General features: G+C 66.0%; 19 protein-coding genes and 3 pseudogenes. 7 read left to right on the top strand and 15 right to left on the bottom strand.

Annotated elements, in window-relative coordinates; all coding sequences use genetic code 11:
• Positions 1 to 130 precede the first annotated feature (130 nt).
• The 9 genes and pseudogenes from ACIBIW_RS06675 to ACIBIW_RS06635 all read right to left on the bottom strand — a co-directional run bounded on the left by ACIBIW_RS06675 (position 131) and on the right by ACIBIW_RS06635 (position 6,552).
• Positions 131 to 451 carry a hypothetical protein gene (locus ACIBIW_RS06675; protein WP_399332636.1) on the bottom strand — a complete coding sequence of 107 codons (321 nt, stop codon included), beginning with the start codon at positions 449 to 451 and terminating at the stop codon, positions 131 to 133.
• A 24-nt stretch (positions 452 to 475) separates the two neighbouring features.
• Positions 476 to 1,411, bottom strand: a complete 936-nt coding sequence (locus ACIBIW_RS06670; protein WP_399332634.1) for a DNA cytosine methyltransferase — start codon at positions 1,409 to 1,411, stop codon at positions 476 to 478.
• 86 nt (positions 1,412 to 1,497) lie between these two features.
• Complete coding sequence (locus ACIBIW_RS06665) at positions 1,498 to 1,962, bottom strand: hypothetical protein (RefSeq protein ID WP_399332632.1); 465 nt, start codon at positions 1,960 to 1,962, stop codon at positions 1,498 to 1,500.
• Between the two features lie 15 nt (positions 1,963 to 1,977).
• Positions 1,978 to 2,169, bottom strand: a complete 192-nt coding sequence (locus tag ACIBIW_RS06660) for a hypothetical protein (RefSeq protein ID WP_399332630.1) — start codon at positions 2,167 to 2,169, stop codon at positions 1,978 to 1,980.
• Between the two features lie 14 nt (positions 2,170 to 2,183).
• Positions 2,184 to 2,441, bottom strand: coding sequence for a hypothetical protein (locus ACIBIW_RS06655; protein ID WP_399332628.1), 258 nt, complete (start codon positions 2,439 to 2,441; stop codon positions 2,184 to 2,186).
• 141 nt (positions 2,442 to 2,582) lie between these two features.
• Positions 2,583 to 4,808 (bottom strand): annotated as a pseudogene (locus ACIBIW_RS06650) (cell division protein FtsK).
• 90 nt (positions 4,809 to 4,898) lie between these two features.
• Positions 4,899 to 5,270: an RRQRL motif-containing zinc-binding protein gene (locus ACIBIW_RS06645; RefSeq protein ID WP_399332626.1), complete on the bottom strand. Its 372-nt coding sequence runs from the start codon at positions 5,268 to 5,270 to the stop codon at positions 4,899 to 4,901.
• Positions 5,270 to 6,265, bottom strand: coding sequence for a DUF2637 domain-containing protein (locus ACIBIW_RS06640; RefSeq protein ID WP_399332624.1), 996 nt, complete (start codon positions 6,263 to 6,265; stop codon positions 5,270 to 5,272). The genes ACIBIW_RS06645 and ACIBIW_RS06640 overlap by 1 nt, the downstream gene beginning before the upstream one ends.
• Complete coding sequence (locus ACIBIW_RS06635) at positions 6,262 to 6,552, bottom strand: hypothetical protein (protein WP_399332622.1); 291 nt, start codon at positions 6,550 to 6,552, stop codon at positions 6,262 to 6,264. Before ACIBIW_RS06635 ends, ACIBIW_RS06640 begins: the two co-directional genes overlap by 4 nt.
• A gap of 467 nt (positions 6,553 to 7,019) precedes the next feature.
• Here ACIBIW_RS06635 and ACIBIW_RS06630 point away from each other — a divergent pair, with 467 nt between their 5' ends.
• The 4 genes from ACIBIW_RS06630 (at position 7,020) to ACIBIW_RS06615 (ending at position 11,459) form a co-directional block, all read left to right on the top strand.
• On the top strand, positions 7,020 to 7,400 hold the full coding sequence (locus ACIBIW_RS06630) for a GntR family transcriptional regulator (protein WP_399332943.1): 381 nt from the start codon (positions 7,020 to 7,022) through the stop codon (positions 7,398 to 7,400).
• Positions 7,401 to 7,558: 158 nt separating this feature from the next.
• Positions 7,559 to 8,809 carry an XRE family transcriptional regulator gene (locus ACIBIW_RS06625; protein WP_399332620.1) on the top strand — a complete coding sequence of 417 codons (1,251 nt, stop codon included), beginning with the start codon at positions 7,559 to 7,561 and terminating at the stop codon, positions 8,807 to 8,809.
• A 335-nt stretch (positions 8,810 to 9,144) separates the two neighbouring features.
• Positions 9,145 to 10,299 carry a hypothetical protein gene (locus ACIBIW_RS06620; protein WP_399332618.1) on the top strand — a complete coding sequence of 385 codons (1,155 nt, stop codon included), beginning with the start codon at positions 9,145 to 9,147 and terminating at the stop codon, positions 10,297 to 10,299.
• Positions 10,296 to 11,459 (top strand): hypothetical protein, encoded by a 1,164-nt coding sequence (locus tag ACIBIW_RS06615; RefSeq protein WP_399332616.1) that lies wholly within the window; start codon positions 10,296 to 10,298, stop codon positions 11,457 to 11,459. The genes ACIBIW_RS06620 and ACIBIW_RS06615 overlap by 4 nt, the downstream gene beginning before the upstream one ends.
• Before the next feature lie 72 nt (positions 11,460 to 11,531).
• Here ACIBIW_RS06615 and ACIBIW_RS06610 read toward each other — a convergent pair whose 3' ends face one another.
• The 3 genes and pseudogenes from ACIBIW_RS06610 to ACIBIW_RS06600 all read right to left on the bottom strand — a co-directional run bounded on the left by ACIBIW_RS06610 (position 11,532) and on the right by ACIBIW_RS06600 (position 13,504).
• Positions 11,532 to 12,407, bottom strand: a complete 876-nt coding sequence (locus ACIBIW_RS06610) for an ImmA/IrrE family metallo-endopeptidase (protein ID WP_399332941.1) — start codon at positions 12,405 to 12,407, stop codon at positions 11,532 to 11,534.
• Between the two features lie 66 nt (positions 12,408 to 12,473).
• Positions 12,474 to 12,692 (bottom strand): annotated as a pseudogene (locus tag ACIBIW_RS06605) (helix-turn-helix domain-containing protein); the annotation flags it as partial.
• A 2-nt stretch (positions 12,693 to 12,694) separates the two neighbouring features.
• A complete protein-coding gene (locus tag ACIBIW_RS06600) occupies positions 12,695 to 13,504 on the bottom strand; it encodes a hypothetical protein (RefSeq protein ID WP_399332614.1) in 810 nt (269 codons plus the stop codon).
• 1,209 nt (positions 13,505 to 14,713) lie between these two features.
• Here ACIBIW_RS06600 and ACIBIW_RS06595 point away from each other — a divergent pair.
• Positions 14,714 to 15,274 carry a hypothetical protein gene (locus tag ACIBIW_RS06595; protein WP_399332612.1) on the top strand — a complete coding sequence of 187 codons (561 nt, stop codon included), beginning with the start codon at positions 14,714 to 14,716 and terminating at the stop codon, positions 15,272 to 15,274.
• A complete protein-coding gene (locus ACIBIW_RS06590; protein ID WP_399332610.1) occupies positions 15,271 to 15,951 on the top strand; it encodes a hypothetical protein in 681 nt (226 codons plus the stop codon). Before ACIBIW_RS06595 ends, ACIBIW_RS06590 begins: the two co-directional genes overlap by 4 nt.
• A gap of 171 nt (positions 15,952 to 16,122) precedes the next feature.
• On the opposite strand, the pseudogene ACIBIW_RS06585 reads toward ACIBIW_RS06590, so the two are convergent.
• Positions 16,123 to 16,868: pseudogene (locus ACIBIW_RS06585) on the bottom strand (SAM-dependent methyltransferase).
• Positions 16,869 to 16,884: 16 nt separating this feature from the next.
• Between ACIBIW_RS06585 and ACIBIW_RS06580 the strand changes: the two are divergent.
• Entirely contained in the window at positions 16,885 to 17,175 is a 291-nt protein-coding gene (locus ACIBIW_RS06580) for a DUF1905 domain-containing protein (RefSeq protein WP_399332939.1), read from the top strand.
• A gap of 216 nt (positions 17,176 to 17,391) precedes the next feature.
• Here ACIBIW_RS06580 and ACIBIW_RS06575 read toward each other — a convergent pair whose 3' ends face one another.
• Both ACIBIW_RS06575 and ACIBIW_RS06570 read right to left on the bottom strand, forming a co-directional pair.
• Positions 17,392 to 18,537: a flotillin family protein gene (locus ACIBIW_RS06575; RefSeq protein WP_399332608.1), complete on the bottom strand. Its 1,146-nt coding sequence runs from the start codon at positions 18,535 to 18,537 to the stop codon at positions 17,392 to 17,394.
• Positions 18,538 to 18,633: 96 nt separating this feature from the next.
• The gene (locus ACIBIW_RS06570) at positions 18,634 to 18,873 is read right to left on the bottom strand and encodes a hypothetical protein (protein ID WP_399332937.1); all 240 of its coding nucleotides are present in this window, start codon (positions 18,871 to 18,873) and stop codon (positions 18,634 to 18,636) included.
• Between the last annotated feature and the right edge of the window lie 382 nt (positions 18,874 to 19,255).

Genomic DNA, 19,255 nt, shown 5'->3' with positions numbered 1-19,255 from the left:
GCGGGGGCCGGACGGCCCTCGCCGAATGCACGACGTTGGGTCATGCTGGATGTCTCCTGCTCTCTTGGAGGGACGGGAGAACCGAGGCGGGCGCAGGCTTGTGGTGAGACGGCGCCCGCCTCGGGCGTATCTAGGCAATGTCCAGGGCGAGTTGGGACGAGGCGGGGGCTGCGGCTTCGGGCGCACCGACGGCGAGCAGCGTGCGATAGGCAAGGGTGGCCTGATGGATGACCACGCCGTTGCCGAGAATCTTGAGCTGGTCGGAGCGGGACAGGTCCAGGTCCGCGCCCGTCACCCAGCCGGGATCGGCGCCCATCATCCATTCCACGAACGCCGGGGACAGCCGGCGGTTTCCCTTGGTGCCGGGTTCGGTCGGCTCGGGTGCGGGGCGTCCCAGGACGGTCTCCCAGCGCCGGACGGCGGGCCCGTAGTCGGTGCCGTTGGTGGTCACCCACCGCCCGTCCAGCCGCACGGCCTAGCCGGGCAGGTAGTAGTTCCCGGCGCTGTCGCGCTGGTTCGGCCCTCCGTGAGGCCCGTCCGACGCCTTGGGGGTGGGCAGCAGATTCACCACCACCTCGTTGAGCGGGCGGGAGTTGGTCCCGAGCAGGTTGGAGGCGCCGAATTTCCAGTCCCGGGCCGCCGGCGTGGGCAGCAGGGTCACGGCGGTGCGCAGGTTCATGCCGCCCTGCCGCTTGGCGGAGGTGCCGGGCCCGCCGGTTCCGTCGGCTGCGGCCGGGGTGGGCAGCAGCCTCAGCCGTCCGTCGGGGGCAGCAAGAACACCACTTCGTCCTCCAGCGTGGGCCCGTGCCCGCCCGCCTTGCGCTTGTCCGGATGCTGCGGTCCTCCATTGCGTCCCAACTGCGAGGTGGGGGTCTTCAGCAGCGGGATACGCGACGGCGAACCAGCGGTCGCGCCGGTGACAGGCGCCGACTTCGGGATCTGAAGCGCGTAGGCACATCCAGCGCGCGTCGTACCCGATCGCGGCCAGGTCGGCGGCGACGACGTCGAGTCCCCGGCTGCGCAGGGCGGCGACGTTTTCCAGGAAGACGAGTCGGGGTCGTAGGTGGCGAATGGCTCCGTGGGCGATGGTTTTCCAGAGTCCTGAGCGGTCACCGGCGATCCCTCCCCGAGGTCCGGCGTTGGAGATGTCCTGGCAGGGAAACCCTGCCGTCAGCGCCGCCGGACGCGGCACCGTGGCGGCCAGCGCCTCCCAGTCGACGGCCGTGATGTCACCCAGGTTGTGCACACCGGGCAGGCGGGCCGTGAGCAGCCGGGAAGCAGCCGGATCCCTCTCGCCGACCATGATCGTGGGCAGGCCGGTGACGGCTTCCACAGCCTGGTCCAGCGCACCGGAGCCGGTGCACAGGCTGATGTTGCCGCCCTCCGGCGGCACGACGAGGTGATGGGTCATGCTGGATGTCTCCTGCTCTCTTGGAGGGACTGGAGAACCGGGGCGGGCGCAGGCTTGTGGTGAGACGGCGCCCGCCCCGGGCGTAGCTAGCCGTGGAAGCCGTTGCGCTTGAAGACGGCCTTGCGGATGTTGACCGTGGTCCCGCTGCCGTGGCCGCTCACGCTGAAGACTTGTACGGCGACCCAGCCGCCGAAGATGACGACGGCGAGGGTGATGAGCTGAGTGATGAGCGCGGTCAGGGCGGTGATGAACGCGGTCAGCAGGAACAGGCCACCGCAAACGGCACCGAACCCGATGCCCCCAAGGGCGATGTTCACCGCCGCGCGGGAGACAGGCGGCTTGGCCGCGACAGGCTCGGGCTTGACGGGTGCGAGGGCGTAGCCGGTGACGACGCGGCCATCCGGCAGGACGACACTCGTCACCGCCGGGATCGTGCCCGGCTGCACAGGCACGACCGGCGCCGACGGCACCGGGGCGAGCGGAGTGGGCCGGTGGACTTCCACGGGCGCCTCACGACGACCGGGGGTGACGTACTTGACGGGGTCATTCACGGGTGAGCCTCCTCTTCAGCCGAGGTTGCTGAGGGCTTCGGCGCCCGCCTGCACGAGGTTGTGGATGGGCTCGTACGCGCCGGTCCCGGCGGCGAAGAAGCCGAAGAGGAACAGAACGATGGCCGCGCCGCCCCCGGCGGACTTGGTCTTGACTGCGAGGGCCGACGCAGCGCCGAACAGCAGCACGGCGGAGACGTTCAGGATCATCGGGAGCCTTCCGGTCAGGAGGTGTGGGTACCGGCGCGGTAGATGCGGGCCCAGCGGTTGTAGAGCCAGCGGCCGACGCGTATGCGCTTGCCGGTGGCCTTGCAGCGGCGGCAGTCTTTGCCGCGCTTCATGCGACCCTTGCGGTCGGTCTTCATCGCGAAGCCCCAGCCGTTGCACCTGCGGCAGTTGCCGAACGGCGAGGCAGCACACACGGCGATGTAACACAGTGTTACGCCGAGGATCAGGGTGATAGCGAGCAGGACAGGGGTCATGACGGGCCCTTCCAGGCGGGTTTCAGGGGTTTCCGCAGGTGGGCCGCTATCCGCTAGCGGCCTGATCAGAGCGGGTTTAGGGCGCTAGCGGGGCCGCTAACGTTAGCGGTGTGTGCCGCTAGCGCTAGCGGCCCCGGAGTCTCAGCCCGCGTCCCACTTTCCGTCACGCTCCGCAATCGCGGCGACGATTTGGGAGCGGTCGATGCCGCGCCGGTTGACGACCTTCCCCTTGACGCGGCGACCCACCTGGATCGTGGAGACGCCGTGCGGCTTCAGGGCCGCGGCCAGTCCCTCGGGGCCCCAGCCGTCGTAGACCTCCTCGCGCAGCTCTGCGAGCCGGGCGACGACGGTCTCGGACCACACCTTGGGCTCATCGGCCGGCACAACGGCGAGGATGTCGCGCAGCAGGTCATACGCGCTGGTGACCTGCTCGGGTGCCTCCCCGAGCGCGTGCCCGGACAGGGTGCCCGCTTCCTCGCGCAGGCGGCGAGCGCGGGCGCCGATGGCTTCGGCGCCCTAGCCGTCGATGTAGACGGAGCGCACGATCCGGGCGTCCGAGCCTTCACCGACGAAGTAGTGAATGCCCTTGTCACCCCAGGCGAACATGGTCGCCCGCACGCCCCGCTTGTACGCGGACGTGCCGAGCACCATGTCGTTTTCGAGCTGACCCATGACCTTCAGGCACCACCGGGCCGAAGCGTTCGCGCTGATACCGGTGGGCAGCGCCTTGGCATCCGGGCGCTGCGTGGCGAGCAACAGCACGATGCCGGTGGCAGGACCGCGCTTGACCAGGTCGGTGGCGATCTCCTCGAACTCCTTGGCGTGCTCGGGGTGCTCGAACAGCACCTGGCACTCATCCACTCCGATCGCGATCGGATGCAGACCCAGGGAGCGCTTGTCAGCGAGAGTGCTGGTCACCTTCGACTCCGGGCAGACATCCCGCAGAAGCGAGCGGATCACCTTGGTGCGGCGCCGCAGTTCCTCGCGCAGTGCCCGGAAGTCGTTCAGGCAGTACTCGATGGACTCGTCGTCGTCGCCCGCAGCGTGGCGGTGGGAGACGGCGTCGCCGACCGGGTCCAGGTCGCCCGTGCCCTTCATGTCGTAGGTGTGCAGCTCCGCGCGCGGGTCCAGCGCAGCGATGAGCAGCAGCAGCCTGAGCAGGAAGGTCTTGCCCATGCGCGGGATGGCGCCGATGACACCCGCGATGTACATCAACGTTGCTTCGACCCAGCGTCCGCGCTGGTCGGTGCCGTAGGCGACCGGCTTGAACAGGTCGACCGAACCCGACTTGGCCAACGGCCACTTGGGCTGCTTGGCGCGAGACATGTCCTGGTCCCCCACCCACAGCACGAGGTGACCGGTGTGCTCATCCGGTACCGCCTCGGGCCACACGCACCCGAGAGGGCGGCGCAGGCCGGAGGCGAGCCGGTCGCGACGCTCGATGACGTCGGTCACCGTGACGCCGTACGGGAGATTGCCCTCCGCTCGCCATCCGGGGCCGTCACGGGTGATCGGGGCAGTGAACTCGAACCCGTCGCGCCCCTTGGCCTGTGCCTGGTTGATGGCGGGGATGCCGAGGGCACCCAGCGCCCGCAGCACGATGTCACTGGTGAGCTTGACCGCCTTGGGCAGTTCCACCGCGCGGTGGATGACCGGGGCATCCGCGCGGCGGCCGGCGAACCCGAGCGCCATCACGACCGCGCTCACCGACACCGCCTAAAGCCAGTCGGGGGCAAGCACGTAGATGGCGAGCGCGGAGCCGAGCCCGACGAACATGGCGAGCACGGCCACGAGGGTGCGCAGTCGGACCCGTCCGTCGCGCTGCCGCGACAGTTTCAAGTACTCCGCAGCGTCCTCACGGCGGACCGCAGCGAGTCGGACCGGCTCGCCCTCGCGGTCTGCCACCCACCGCATCGTGCCGCCCACGAATCGGGCGGCGCCGGTCGGGGCTTGCAGGGCGAGCCGGGCGGCGTAGACCGGGGCGCGCAGCGCGTGATACCCGGCAGCGTGGGCGTAGTAGCGGGCCACCCACGCGGTGGCGGTCCGCAGTTCCGCCACCGACCGCAGCCACACGGGAACGACCGCACGGCGCTGTGCCCCGAGCAGCCGACCGAGGTAGCCCGGACCGGTGGCCGTCGGGGTCGGCAAGTCGACCATCACGCGCGCGGCCGGGTCGCCCGACTCAGTACCCGACCGCGCGGCCTCGGAGTCGGCCGACGGGTCGGAGTCGGGTCGGGCGATCGGGTCGGCCGACCCCGAACGGGCCGACCGCGCCTTGTCGAGGTCGACTACCTCGCCCGCGGAGTCGGCGCTCATCTCCGCTTCGAGTCGGTTGAACAGTTCGTTGTCGTCGTCAGGGTGCTTCACTGAGGGTCCCTTCCAATGGGAGGAAAGGCGGGGCCCGGCCGTCGCTGTAGGAGGTGGGCGGACGGACCCCGCCGGATCGTGATGTCCAGGTCAAGCGGCGCGCTGTTCCTCGGGGTAGGCGCAGGGCACGCACATGCCGAGCGACGTGGGGATGACGTATCCGGCGTCCTGTCTGCAGGCGGGGCAAGTGCGGCGAGCACGGTTCGCCTTGGCGAGCGCGGCCCACATGCCCGGCGTCATCGGCCGGACGGGCTTGGCGCGGTCGACGCGGTAGAGGTAGGCGACCAGCGGTCCGCGCCGGTAGCGCGGGCGCAGGATCTGCGCCGCGATCGCCTGCCCACCGGGCCGTAAGCCGCGCGCCCGTAACTGCCGTTTGGTGGCGAGCCCGTCGGGCGCATAGCGCCACGGATAGGTGGGCAGTCCGTGCCTCGCGCCAGTCGGGTCGAAGCACTTGGCGAACATCAGGCAGCCTCAGCCGTCGTGCCGTCGCCCTCCGCATCGTCCACGAAGTGCAGCGGGCGGCCGTCGGCGCGCTCTGCCTTCAACTGCTCCCGCAGCTTGCGAGCGTTGGCCTGCGAGACATGCAGCGTGGTGCGCAGACGGTCCGCGGTCAGCTCCGCCTCGGTCCACTCTGCGGTGACCGTGCGCGCCTCGGTCACCGCCTCCTCGAAGGTTCGCTGTGTCTTGGCTTTGCCCTTTGCGGGGGTCTGGCGGCGCGGGCGTGGCTTGGAGTCGGCCGGTGCCGGCGGATTGTCCGCCGGGGGCGGCGCGGGCGTCTCCTGCTCGGCAGCGGGGGCCAGGTCGCCCATACGCAGCATGACGCGCTCGCGCCGCGGGGTCTTTGAGCGCCAGTTGCGGCCGTAGCGCTCGCGCAGGTCCGCACGGGCCAACTGCCGTTCCTTCTCGCGCGCCAGGGCCTCGGAATAGGAGGTGACCTCCCACAACGTCATGCGGCGCCACAGGGCGAACGTGGAGGGGAAGGCCAACAGCCAGCGGGAGAAGCGGATTTTCTCCATGCGGCGACCGGTGGCCGCGCCGATCCGCACGGCGTAGATGTGGGCGCCGATCTCGGAGAACACCACCCACAGCAGCGGCATCGTGCCGTGGGCGACCTTGGCCCACATGCCCTGTCCGGCGGCGATGTTCAGACCACAGGTGATCAGGGTGAGCACCCACGGCACGAACCGCACCCACGCGAGCGCCATGTCCATCCGGATCAACAGCAGGTTGGCGACAGTGAACACCGGGATGGCCACGTCGATCCCGACCGGCAGCATCCACGGAACGTGGAAGCCCCATCGGGCAGCGGCGGCTGACACGGCGTCAAAGGAAGAGATCAGACCGAGCGCGCCGACGCCGGCCGCAGCGAGCGCGCCAACCCCGGCGAGCCCCATCTCCGGCTTCGTCAGCGGCGGCACCCCGGACGCAGGCGCCTCGGGAGCAGGGTTGGTCGTCATGCCGCTACCCCCTTGCGTGCCGCGCGGCGGCGCCGGGCGGGGCGGGTCAGGGGGATGACGTCGAACAGGTCCGGGTTCTCCTCGATGACCTGCGCGGCGATGCGAATCAGGTCGTCGGGAAGGTCGGGGTTGTCGGCGAGGATGTCGCGCGCCGCGTCCTCGCGGGCCGCGCGCTCTTCGTCCGTTTCGCCCTCGACCCCGAGCCACAGCTCAACCGGGGTGCCGAGCGCCAACTCCGCGAAGTCCGCAGCAGAGACGGCCTGTTGGTGGCCGATGTACGTACGCATGACAGCTCCTGAAGTGGGAGGGACACGGAGCCGAAGAGCCGCAGGCGTTTGGTGAGACGGCGACTACTCCGGAAGAACCCGAGCCGCAGTGCGGCAGGGGAAAGTGCCCCGACCGGGAGTCGAACCCTGTCAACGACCATCGGGGCGGTAGTGCGTGTCTCCTTCATCGCGACCGCGCTCCCGTATCAGGTAGAGCTGTCCGGCCTCGAAGTAGGCGTATGGAGACGTGACCTTTCGGTCTAAGCCCTCCAGTTAATGCCAAGGCGCCGGGTCGCCTCCCCCCGTCCGATGCGGGGCTCCTGGTCGTGCGGTCTTGCAGGTCAAGCACTTACGGGGACAGCCCGGCGAAGCCCTTCCAGGCCCGCCATACTGATGTGTACCAGCATGTACTAGCACGTACCACGGCGCAAGAGGGTGCCGGAGATTCGTGCTAGGTCGTACTAGTGGTGGGTACGCTCGATGGCGTGATGAGCGCTGAAATCTCGAAAGACGACCCCAGACCGGAGTCCGAGCAGGCGGCCGACATCCTGCGGCAAGAGATCTTGCGCGGCGACATCAAGCCGGGGGCCCATGTGGGCTCCGTGCGAGACTTGGCTACGCGCTTCAAGATCTCGGGAATGACAGTGCAGCGCGCCCTCACGATCCTCCGCGAGGACGGGCTCATCCTGACCACGTCGCGCGGCAGCTACGCCCGTGACCCCGAGCAGGCCATCGACGCCAGCGAAGCCGACGCCGGCGTCGACCTTCCCGAAGTCCTGCGTCAGCTCGAACATCTCACCTCCCAAGTCTCGGAACTCCGCGGCAGGCTCGAAGCGCTCGAAAACCGCTCCGTGCCGGGTGGTACGTGATCTGCAACCAGCATGCAGAGAACGGGAGTTGAGAGGTAAGTGACAGCCTGGGGACGGCAAACAGGAGGAGGGGACATGTTCGGTGACACCCGCCTGTCACCTTCCCTGTCCCCCCGGCTCGCGCGCGAGACTCGGAGCAGGCACTCGGAGGAGGGCGCATGACCGACAACAGGCCCGCATGGGCGCGGCGCATCGCGGCTGAGCGGATGGCGCGCGACTGGTCGCAGCGTGACGCAGTCAGGGCCCTGCGGGCGCACGCTCCCACGGAGCTGCCCGCAGAAGAGAGCATGATTCGCCAGTGGAAGCACTGGGAGTCCGGCCAGGCACCGAACGACTTCTACCAACCGATCATCGCGGCCACGTTCGGCACCGTGACGCACGCGCTCTTCCCGGCGCCCTCACGGCGGGACGGAGACAAAGAGATCTTGGCAGCGTCCGGCATGGAGACACTGGAGATCGTGAGCCGTCTCAACCGGTCCGACGTCGACAACGCCACGCTTGACGCCCTGCGGATGACGACGGACCGACTCGCCTCGGAGTACCCGTTCATGCCGAGCGAGCAACTTCTCATCGAAGGGCGGCAGTGGCTTCGCCGTGTCGTCGAACTTCACTCGAAGAGCCTCACGCTCGCGCAACACCGCGAGGTTCTCGCGCTGTCCGGCTGGCTCGCCCTACTGGTCGGATGCGTCGAGTACGACACGGGCGACCGCCACGCGGCCGAGTCGACGCGACAGGCTGCGCTCTCGCTCGCGACCGAGGCTGACCATGCGGAGGTCGCCGGATGGGCGCACGAGATGCGGGCATGGTTCGCCCTCACGACCGGCGACTACCGCGGCGTCATCGCGGCGGCACGGGCCGGAGCCGAGACGGCAGCCCACCACGGCGTGGCCGTGCAGCTCGCTGCCCAGGAAGCCAAAGCATGGGCGCGGCTCGGAGACCGCCGGCAGGTTGAGGTCACCTTGGACAAGGGGCGGCGAATGCTCGAAGCGATGCCGCACCCCGAGAACCTGGACAACCACTTCGTGGTGGACCCCGCCAAGTTCGATTTCTACGCGATGGACTGCTACCGCCTGGTCGGCGAGGACAAGCTCGCGCGCACGCTCGCCGAAGAGGTCCTGAGGGTAGGAACGGACTTCGACGGCACCGACCGCTCGCCGATGCGTAACGCTGAAGCTCGCGTCACGCTGGGGGTCACGGCGGCACGTGAAGGCGACTTGGAGCAGGCACTCGTCATGGGGGAGCGGGCCCTCGAAGGGGACCGTAAGTCGGTGCCTTCACTGATCATGACCAGTCGTGAACTTGCTGCCGAGATGCGCCGCCGGTACAGCCCCGAGCCGGGGGCACAGGACTATCTCGCACGGCTGCATGCACTCGGACAGGAAAGGCCGGGGTTCCTGCCGCAGCAGTGAGAGGTCGCTGCGACCTCTGTCGAGCTGACCATGCCCCACTGGCTACGCGGCGGGGCTGAGTCGGTTACCAGCAGTTTCCACACCCTTGCCCAGCTCAAGGTCGCGAATCCCGAGCGCTCCCGCCTAGCGCAACATAACATCGTGTCATAGCACCTGTTGCTCACCGTGGTTGAAATCGGCCCACACGGTAGCTGCGCAGGCCGAAGTGGAGGCGGGTCAGGGTGGAGAACCACTTTCAAGAAGGTCTTCGATGCCAAGATGTACACACCGGTTTGCGCAATGTGGACCCGAACTCCGCAACTCTCACGCCGCTGGCTGAGACTCGAATAATTGGCATGGCAGCTAGCCTTGCTAGTCTGATTCGCGGCCAAGATGTAATTACGGACGCAGACGCGCTTAAAACGATTGTAGCGGATCAGCTAGACCTCAGCCCTTACGCCTTCCCTGGCGTGATAGAGATACTGGAAAAAGTCGGTTTTATCAACGATGTCCAGCGTCGAGGGAACAAAATAATATCGTTTAGTGAATCTGTTCCTTTTCATCAGCGCCTATATGATCTACTGGGCGAAGCTTGGCGCGAGGGGGAGCCGAATCAGCTCGAACAGGAGATCATTGCCCTAGTCGATCGCCTAGCGACTTCACCCGTACCGACGGAAGAACTGGAGAACGAGCTAGGCCTGGACAGGTCTGACATCCCACGGCTCCTGGAAGTTGGGAAGGCTTCCCAACTCGTTAAAGGCGTAAGCCTAATCGAGGGAGAAGTGCTCTATTCTCCCTTCTTCGGTTTCGAGAACCCGGACATTCTTGCGCGCCTCCTCACCGACCACGGCTCAGGACAGTTCGGGGATGAGCTCTCGGCCGTAAGAGCACACCAAGGGCTTCCTTTGGATGAGCAAAGATACCCGGCACTTGCGGACGCGATTAGCCGTGGCTTCGTCCTAGCTCCTTCTGTTCGACGTCCAGATAAAAAGGAGCAGCCATTCGCTACCATTCCCTATCTACCCGATCGCGAACTTCTCACCGTGAGAAAAAATGTCCTTGAGAAGGCGCTCGCGGTGGTGGCGTGTGTGCGATGTGGACAGCATTTTGGCGGGGTGACAAGCACGCGCCAACCGGTTCTCGTACTGAACGCTCTACTTGATCCTGGACGCGGCCATCGACTCGGCGCTCACAGCTCGCATAAGCGCCAATATCAGCTTCTGTATCGCATGCAGGTCGTTGACTTCATTCCCTCAGGAAGCTGGGTATCCCCACAACTGATTGTAACCGACGATAATCTTGAAGCTGTGCGGATTGCGCGAGACCTCCTCACTTTCGGAGAACCTCTTGAGGATCGGGCCGATGACAGTGATGCTCGTTCGTTGCTATCGCTCGATTCTCCCTACCGGGCTCCGCTGGAGACTGTTCATAGGCGTCGAAACCGGCTCAGCTTGTCCGATCGCGAATACGCGGCCGTGCTGGACACTGCCATGGGAAGGGCAGCGCTATGAGTGAACTCGATCTGGGGCTCAAGACAGAATCTCGACGGCTCCTGTGGCGCATGGGCTACTCAACACGAGTCGACGTCCCGCTGCGCTCATACGTCCCTAACAGCACTCGGAGGGGAGGGAAAACGACATACGAGACTTACACAGACCTCGATGTTCTTGGCATCATAATCACACCCGGATCTGGCGTTCACAGCATCATTGCTGATTGCAAGACGAGCGGCCGAGGTTCAACTGAGCGGATGTTTTGGATTCGCGGTGTCGCAGATTTCTTTGACGCCGACGAGGCTTGGATGGTCCGCTCTAAGAGCGTAACCGCAGCATCACGCCAACTCTCAGGACGGTTGGGAATCTCGGTTATGGAGAGTACTGACCTGAAACTATTGGAGACGTTCCATCCAACAGAGGTACCTCTCGACCAAGGGCCGCTGGCGCTACTATTTGACGAGACGGCTGTCTCCAGCTACATGAAGGGGTACACGACCCTTGATAGGAAGCTCAACAAGCTTCTTGAGTATAGGCAATTCGACTACTGGGTTTACGACGAGCACAGAAATCTCCTGCAGCTCGTAGCGCACCTCCATGAAGCGTCGCGCTGTCTAGACCCCAGCCACCCAACACATCGCGCCATCTTTTATGACTTCGCATGGCTCTACATTCACTCTCTGGCTCACGCCATTTCCAGGGTTAGAGCAGCGCATGCAACCAATATTACAGAGTCCTTGCAGGATTACATCTTTGGCGGGCAGGTCGCCCTCCAAGAAAAGCAGAAACTTGCCTCTGCGCTTCGCAGATTGGCTCCTCCGAATCTCGTAGATGAAGCCGGTGACGGAGTACTTCCGCACTGGTATCCGCAACTCCTGGAGTTGCTGACACGCCAATTGCGCCGCCCATATCTCACGTCGAAACAGCTCCGGTACGCTGAATGGCTATCGGAAGCTCAGGTGGCGAAAGAATCATCACCGCTCGCTGTGGCCTTCTCGACGCAGTACGACCCTCTCGCAGCTAAACTGCTCGCGGATGTTTGCGGGTTCCTAGTGACAGTCGGAAATTTGGATTCGGGTTTCCGCTCACACGCACGCCTGGTCATGGCTCCCCCGTCAGAGGGGAACCTCGAATCAGTTTCGGACGAAGCAGGAGAGGGAGCGCCGCAAGGCGATTGACCAACTCACGACCAATTAAGTAGGGGTACCGACGTCACGTCGGTACCCCTACTTAATTGCCATTACGAATAACTACGGATTGGAGAACAGCGATACAACGCCAGCGGGAAGTTGCGATTCCTTGAGGTCATCGACACCATCACCCTCATGGAGGGGAAACCTTGAGCAGATCTGTCGAAATAGATCGAAAGGGACACGTGCTTCATCTGCAAGGGCACGTTGATCAGTTCCAGAGTCTTCAAGGAGGGAAACCGCGCCCGGAAGGAGGGAAGGCTGCTCCAGAATTGGCATCACTCCGGGCTCCCTCCTTCTCCACCCTTTCGAGCTGAGGAATACCATCGCATTCCTGTATGTCACCTCGCTCATCACACCAAGCGCCCGTGAACGATAAAGAAGCGCCTGCAGACTGACTCCCCAAGTTTCCTTAATTCTCTGCAGTTGACCCCAGTCTGACTTGCTTGGAAGAAGGTCAACAATTTGCTCTCTAGGCATCAGAAATTCTGAAGCGAACTGATCTGCCTGAGCCTCAATCTTCGCCGACCCTGGCTCGGCATCTGAGTGCATTACCAGATGCCCCATTTCGTGGGCAAGATCGAAGCGCTGTCGGTAGAAGTCAAGTTTCCCGGGATTCAACACAACCACGGGGCGGGACATCCCCTCGAATGAATAGGCATCCACGGAGGCGCTGCCAGGCGCACTGAAAACTACAAGAACGCCGTGGTTCTCAACACTTCGCACTAGGTGAGGAAGAGGCCCTTGAGGCATTCCCCAAGCCTTACGGAGGAGCGCGGCGGCCTCCTCCGGTGTTTCCGCTTCAACGTTCAGTTCAAAGTGAGGAACATCCGTAATTGGGAACTCTACGTGCCGTTCGAGAGTCGCTGAGACTTCAACGGTCGCAAGACCGTATGCAAGAGCTTGATCTCGAGCCAACTGAGTGGTTGACCTCAATGATCGAAAATGCGCTACGGCATCCGCAAATTGCAGTTCGACTGGTCCGGGGAGGAAGAAGGATGGGTCTACGCCCAAAGCCAGGCTGAGTTGCGCAACGGTAGCCGGGGCCGGCCGCTTCGTGTTCTTTTCGTACGAGGCAATTGCCGTCGGCGTCTTGCCTACTTTGTCAGCCAAAGCGTTCTTGCGGAGCCCCGCCAATTGGCGAGCCAGACGCAGGCGCCTGCCGTCGAAGAGCTGCGCAACATCACCGACCTGGACAGAGGACCGGTGACGAGAATTCATGCTCAACCACTCGTTTCATTGCCGTTGCGTTCCTGTGGTGTCTTCCGGAGGCGTACCGGAGCATCCGAAACCACATCGTTCGGGTTGGGAGTGTAGGGCTGCGGGTCGTTGTTGATGTGCATCCCCCCGCCGGGCGCCGGCGGATGGGCCATGAGGTCGTGCCTCCAGTGCCAAGCCTGGTGGCTCACAAGGTTCGGACGCCCCAAGAAGAGTTCCCGCTCCTTCAACTCCCTGTGGATGCTGTGCGCGAGCACGAGGGTGACGATGTCTGTCTCACCCTCGGACTCCTCCATGATGATCGGAGGAATCTCGAAGCCGTCGAGCACGAGTCCAACACCTGAGAACAGGTCAGGCTGGTCAGGGTCGGGGTACGAAGCCACTCGACGCTTGGTCTCACTCTTGGTAGCCCAGCGAATCTTGCGGCTCTCGCCGTACTGGAACGACTGAAGGAGCCATCTGCGGGAGCCGAACAGCCATCCGGGCGAGCCGTTCAGCGGCGAGTAGGTGACTAGACCAGGGGCGATGCGAGGCATCTCCCTAAAGTCCTCATCGGGCAAGCCCTCCTGTACCGCGTCCATCCCCGCTTCCGCCGGCAGGCCGACGGGAAGGTGGTAGTCCCCGCAGGAGAAGACTCGGTCCATCCGGTCACAGGTCAACTGGTGTGCCGTGTAGCCGACCCAGCCTGGCTTATGTCCGGCTCGGGGGTTGTAGTCCTGCATCGTCCACCTGTAAGCGGAGCTAACCGCCCATGAGATGCCAGCAAGCACACCCGGCTTCGAGAGGTCGTCCACGACCTCTTCTTGCTCACTCACGCGAGGACCATACCCAACTTCAGTAATCTGCGCATCCAAATGAACCATCCATGCCGATCGGCGTGTCTCAGCAAACCTGACTGCTGGGAGCCACCGAGACGGGGTCGAGTACCTCGGAGTGATTGGCCGGAGCATCCGAGGGACTGCCCTGTGCTGATGGACACCGCCCAGGGGGAAGGACCCGACGAGCGGGGTTCAGCCTCACAGTGGGGGGCCAAAGAGGGGGCCAAACTCGGCGAGCGCATGAGGACTGTCATGGACTTCTATGGACACCACCAGGGGTGCCTGAACAGGTCCGAGGGGCAAAAGGCGAGCTCACACGGGGGCTGATCGCGTTCGGGACGAAGAGGCCGTGGGTTCAAATCCCGCCACCCCGACGCCGTAGTACCAGGTCAGGGGCCTGATCCAATTGTGGATCAGGCCCCTGTTCGGTTTTGCTGATCGGATCACGGCACTTGGTGGACCGTTGCTCAGCTCCTCACCCCCCTCATGCCCAGGTTCTCGCCCGGCGGGTGCGCGTCCCGCGGGTCTTCGTGTGAGCGACCTGCCGCGCAGGCAGGGGTCGCCGTCGGGGTGCTGCTTGAGTGGACGGCGGAGGGGTCGCGCGTCTTTACGTGGCTGCGGACTCTATGCCCGGCGGGACCGGTTTCGTCAGGAACTGCGGTGCCGGAGGCCAGGTCGATCTTCCCCGCCTCGCTGAGCACGCTCGGCGTTCGAGGGTGGTAGTGCTGTGCTTCGAAAAGGTCGGGTCGAGGATCGATACCGTCGGCGGGTCTCCCCCTGGCCTGAGGTCGTTTCGGAGCCTGGCTGAGGAGGATCAGTTCTGTAAGTCATCGATCTTGGAGGTTGTTTTCGGGCCACATAGAGGCCGGGATTCCCGCCCGCGAATCTTTGGCTGCGCTCTGAAGCCCCAGCGTCGTGGGCGAGTTACCGGTCGACGGTCAGTCGAGGCAGCCGTACGCGTGCGTCGAGCCGCTTGTCGCGTTGTCGCTATGCGCCGTCAAGGAGGATCGGGAGAAGTGCCGGGGCGTCGCCAGTTCTGGGGGACATCCGAAACTCATTGCCATCGATCGAGGCTTTCCCGGATGATCGGTGCAGGCAGCGACTTAGCTGCGTCCCGCTCGCACGAGAGGTCGTAAGAGGAGCCGTCGCAGCGTCGGTGCTTAGTCTGAGATCTGTACAAGCACTCGGTTCTTTGCAAGAGGGGATATGGACCAGTTCGAGCTACGCCGCGTAGAGCAGCGGCTCCGGGAGACACTGCGGGATACCGCCCTGGCCTGGGTCCTCGATGACGTCGACGCGGCAATCGCTGCGGGGGTGCCCGAGGAGAAGATCCTCCGCCGCCGGACTTCGCGCCGTGCCGGTCACGTCCAGGGCACGGACACGGCCTCGGTCACGAACCGGTACGAGGTCGTGGAGAGCAGGGAGGTGGATGCGGGCGCGCACGATGCACCGCGCAAGCATGGGACGCTGGTCATCGCCACTCGGGCCATGACCGACGAGGAGCGCGTCCAACTCCTCCTGGACGCGGTGCGGCGCGTGCTCGTGGAGCTGCCGGAAATGGAAGTGGCGTCGCTGAAGGTGCTCGGGAGCGAGCCGGAGAGCGACTCCGGCAGCCGGGCCGTCGCCGAAGCAGTCGTGTTCGCCCCGCACGAAAGCGCCCACGCCCACCGAGGCGAAACGGAGTTCCGGGCGGATCGGATGTCTGTCGAGGACCGTGCACGCGTCGCCGAATTGCTGGACGACATGGCAAGGGATGTGCGCGATTGAGCACCGTCGATGAACTGATCGGGGAAATCGAGAGCCTGCTGGCAGCGGGAGCGGTCTCGTATGACTCCTCGTCCCAGCCGTGCGATGTCTACGAGGGTTTCATCTTCTCTCTGATCGTGGCCACCGCGAGTCGGCATGGGGCCACCGTCACCTACAAGAACGTCCATGGGGCGCCCACGGCCCACCTTGTCTTTCGAACAGGCCCCGGGCATCTGCACAGCACCATTCAGCCCTTCACCCACGCTGTGATCGAGTTCGACGGCGCTCCTGCCCTCGAAGTGCACCTCGGTGTCTATGTCACCGGCTCGTCGCGTGTCCTGCACGAGTGCGACATTCTGGTGCTGCCTGCTGAAGAGGCAGACCTGAGCCGGGAACAGGGCGTTGCTCCGCGGGGAAGTCAGGCCGTGCTCATCGTGGAGTGCAAGTACTACGTATCGAACTTCGGTATCGGTCTTGCGAGGAATTTCGAGGGGTTGCGCGCGGATATTCGCCCCCAGAGCGAGCTGTTCGTCTCCAACACCAGGTCATCGAGCATCGCCCGGTACCTCGACGCCCGGAACAGGGAATGCGAGCTGGACGTGGTACCCAACTCTCCTCAGGCGGGCTATCTGCAAGCGGCAATCCGGAAGGCGTTCAAGAGCTACCTGAGCAAGCACGCGCCCTCAACAGTGATTTGAGGCCATGAGTCCCGTAACCGCTCTACGTGGTTCGTCGAGTGACTTCGTGTGCGCGTGGTTCCGGAGGGGCGTGCCGTCGGTTTCGCTCGTCGTCGAGGATGTGGCGACCGATGGGCTCCCGGTGGCCTGGTCTTCGGTTCAGGGCAGGACCCAGTCCTCAAGGCCCCCGGCCTACGGGACCCGTGCCACCCCCGCGTAGATGGCGCTTGGTTCGGGGTGGGGGGTAGGGGGAGTTTGGTACCGCTCGGGGGCCGTTACCAGGCCGGGGGTGTGAAGGGGAGGCCGGTGAAGAAGCGCTCCACCTCTGTGCGGGTGCGGAAGCGGGAGGGGATGCCGCTGCCGTAGGTGTTCTTCTCGCGCTCCTCGGGGAAGGAGTCCATGCTGCCGTGCGACAGGACCAGGAGGCTGCCGGTGGGCAGGGCGTCGACGAGGGTGGCGACGATGCCGTACGGGTCCTGGTCGTCGAGGATGAAGTGCAGCAGGGCGACCAGCGAGAGGGCGATCGGGCAGTCGAAGTCCAGGAACCTCCTTGCGTGTTCGAGGATCTCCTCCGGCTCGCGGACGTCGGTCTGTACGTAGTCCGTGGCGCCCTCGTCCGTGCCGACGAGCAGGGCCTCCGCGTGCCGTAGGACGATGGGGTCGTTGTCGGCGTAGACGACGCGGGCCGCCGGGTTGATCTGCTGGACGACCTGGTGAAGGTGGGGCGCGGTGGGGATGCCGCTGCCGATGTCGAGGTACTGGTCGATGCCGCCCCGGGCGATCCAGGCGACGGCGCGGTGCATGAACGCGCGGTTCTGGCGGGCGGCGTCGCGGTACAGGCCGGGTATCCGCTTTCCCCTCGCCGCCCCTCCCCCCTCGCCGTCTCTACCGCTGCGGCCGCCACCGTCCTGGGTACGCTGAGCGGCCTTGTCGTTCAGGGAGAAGGAGTCGGGCGTGGAGTTCGTCTTCGACAGTCAGGTCGTGGAGTGGCGCGGTCCCGCGCCGTACTTCTTCGCCGCCGTGCCCGACGACGAGTGCGACGCCATCCGCGAAGTCGCCGCCATGGCCAGCTATGGGTGGGGGGTGATCCCGGTGCGGGCGCGGATCGGTGGGGTCGAGTTCGAGACGTCGCTCTTCCCGCGGGACGGCGGGTACCTGCTGCCCCTGAAGGTCGCGGTGCGGCGGCGGCTGAGCCTCGCGGTGGGGGATGACGTGGCCGTGGAGATGGCCGTCAAAGGGGTGTGACCCACCTCGGGAGGTGTCCTGGGGCCTCGGGAGGTGTCCTCAGGTGCCTGGGCAGGTGTCCTCAGAGGTGTGAGCCGCCTCGGATCGAACAAGCGCCGACAGGTCGAAGTCGAAGAGGTAGAACCGGGGCGGGTCCGAGAGGGGAGGGTGTGGGCTCCCCTCTCGGGGTGTCGCGTCCGTTCTCAGGGTGTTGCGTCCCCGGGTCGGTGGAGTGGGTCAGTCGAGGCCGATCGGGGTGGCGCCGGTCGGGCGCGGGGCCGGGGCGTCGCTCTTGTCGCCGTTGTTCGGGCCGAGGTTGCGCTTGACCGAGTCGAGGATGGTCAGGCCCTGGCCGACGAGGCCCGCGGCGAGGTCGCCGAGGCCGTCGGCGCCGTTGAGGACGTTGACGTTCGCGCCGGACAGGCCCGACGCCGCCTCCTTGACGATCTGCGGGAGCTGGTCGATCAGCATGCGGTCGAGGGCGACACGGTCGTACGACGCCGCCGCCTCCGCCTGGATCTTCATCCGCTCGGCGTCCGCGAGCGCGAGCAGCCTGATGCGCTCCGCCTCCGCCTCGGCCGGCTTGACGACCTCCGCCACCAGCTCCTGCTGGCGCAACTTCGCGGCACGCTCGGCGAGTTCGGTGCGCGCCGCCAGCACCTCCTGCTCGGCGTGGGCGCGGGCGAGCGGCCCCGCCTGCGCCGACTGCGCCTGGGCGCGGTCGACCTCCGCGCTGTACTCGGCCTGTACGACCGCGGTCTGGCGCGCGTACTCCGCCTGGTTACGCGCGGCCTCCTGCTCCGCCTCGGTCGCGGCCTGGGTGGCCTTGGCCTGCGCGATCTGCGCCTGACGCTGGATGGCCGCCTTGTGCGGGGCGGACATGGCGTCGATGTAGCCGGTCTCGCCGTCGTCGATCGACTGGATCTGGAGCGAGTCGACGATCAGGCCGATCTTGGCCATCTCCGTCTTCGACGTCTCCAGAACCTCCGTCGCCAGCTTCTGGCGCTCGGTGACGATTTCCTCGACCGTCATGGAGCCGATGATGGAACGGAGGTGGCCGGCGAAGATCCGCCCGGTCAGCACCGACATCTGGTCCTGGTCGGACAGGAAGCGCTGCCCGGCGTTGACGATGCTCTCGCGGTCGTTGCCGACCTTGAACGCGATCACCGCGCGCACGGTCAGGGAGATCCCCTGCCGGGTCACACAGGTCTCCGCGACCTCGGACTCGCACATGGCCAGCGTCAGGAAACGGGTCTTGCGGAAGACCGGCAGTACGAACTTGCCGTGGCCGGTCACCACCCGGAACGGTGCTCCGCTGAGGCCACGCCTGCCGCCGGAGATCAGCATGGCCTGGTCGGGAGCTGGAACGCGGTAACCGAACATCTACATCTCCTCATCCGACGCGCCCGGCGGGTCCCCCGCCCCGCGTCCAATGGATCTGGTTGCTGCTGCTTACTCTGTGGGCCCTGTCCACTCGATTTACTCTGTGGGCCCTGTCCACTCGATGACGTCGACCTGCCGCGAACCGCGGGTGTCGATCACCAGCACGGTAGCGCCGTGCGCAAGGGGCTCCTCCGACCATGCGAGGAACGCTTCCGAACCGCCCCTGACCCGTACGAGCACCTCACCGGGCCCGGCCGCACCCCGGGTGCCGACCACCAGCGTGCCGGTACATCCGACCACGGCGTCGTCCCTCACGCTCGCCGCCCTCCTCCACATGCTCACCAGGCCCCCGACACTAGGCCATGTCTGACAATTCCCGCCGGGGCCACGAATTAGCCGGACACGACCTAGTCCGAGGCCGGTCCGCCCTCGCGGTCCGCACCTCGCTGAGCCAAAGACGACCTCCGTGGCCCGGCGGTTCCTGCGCTGACCGGCGGTTCCCGCGGGCCCCGCAGGAGCACCGGTGGCGTCGCGCTCACGTGGCGGGGGGGGGGGGGGGGGGGCCCGCCCCCCCCCCCCCCCCCCCCCCCCCCCCCCCCCCCCCCCCCCGGGCACCCCCCCCCCCCCCGGCCCCGCCCCCCCCCCCCCCCCGGCGCGGCGGCCCGCCGCTCCCCCCCCGCCGGGCGTGCCCCGCCGCCCCCCGTGCTCGCCGCCCCCC

This window comes from Streptomyces sp. NPDC050560 (assembly GCF_044457285.1).
In the GTDB taxonomy this organism is placed as follows: domain Bacteria; phylum Actinomycetota; class Actinomycetes; order Streptomycetales; family Streptomycetaceae; genus Streptomyces.
Note: the sequence above shows the minus strand (reverse complement) of the source record. Positions and strands in the feature narration are given on the sequence as shown.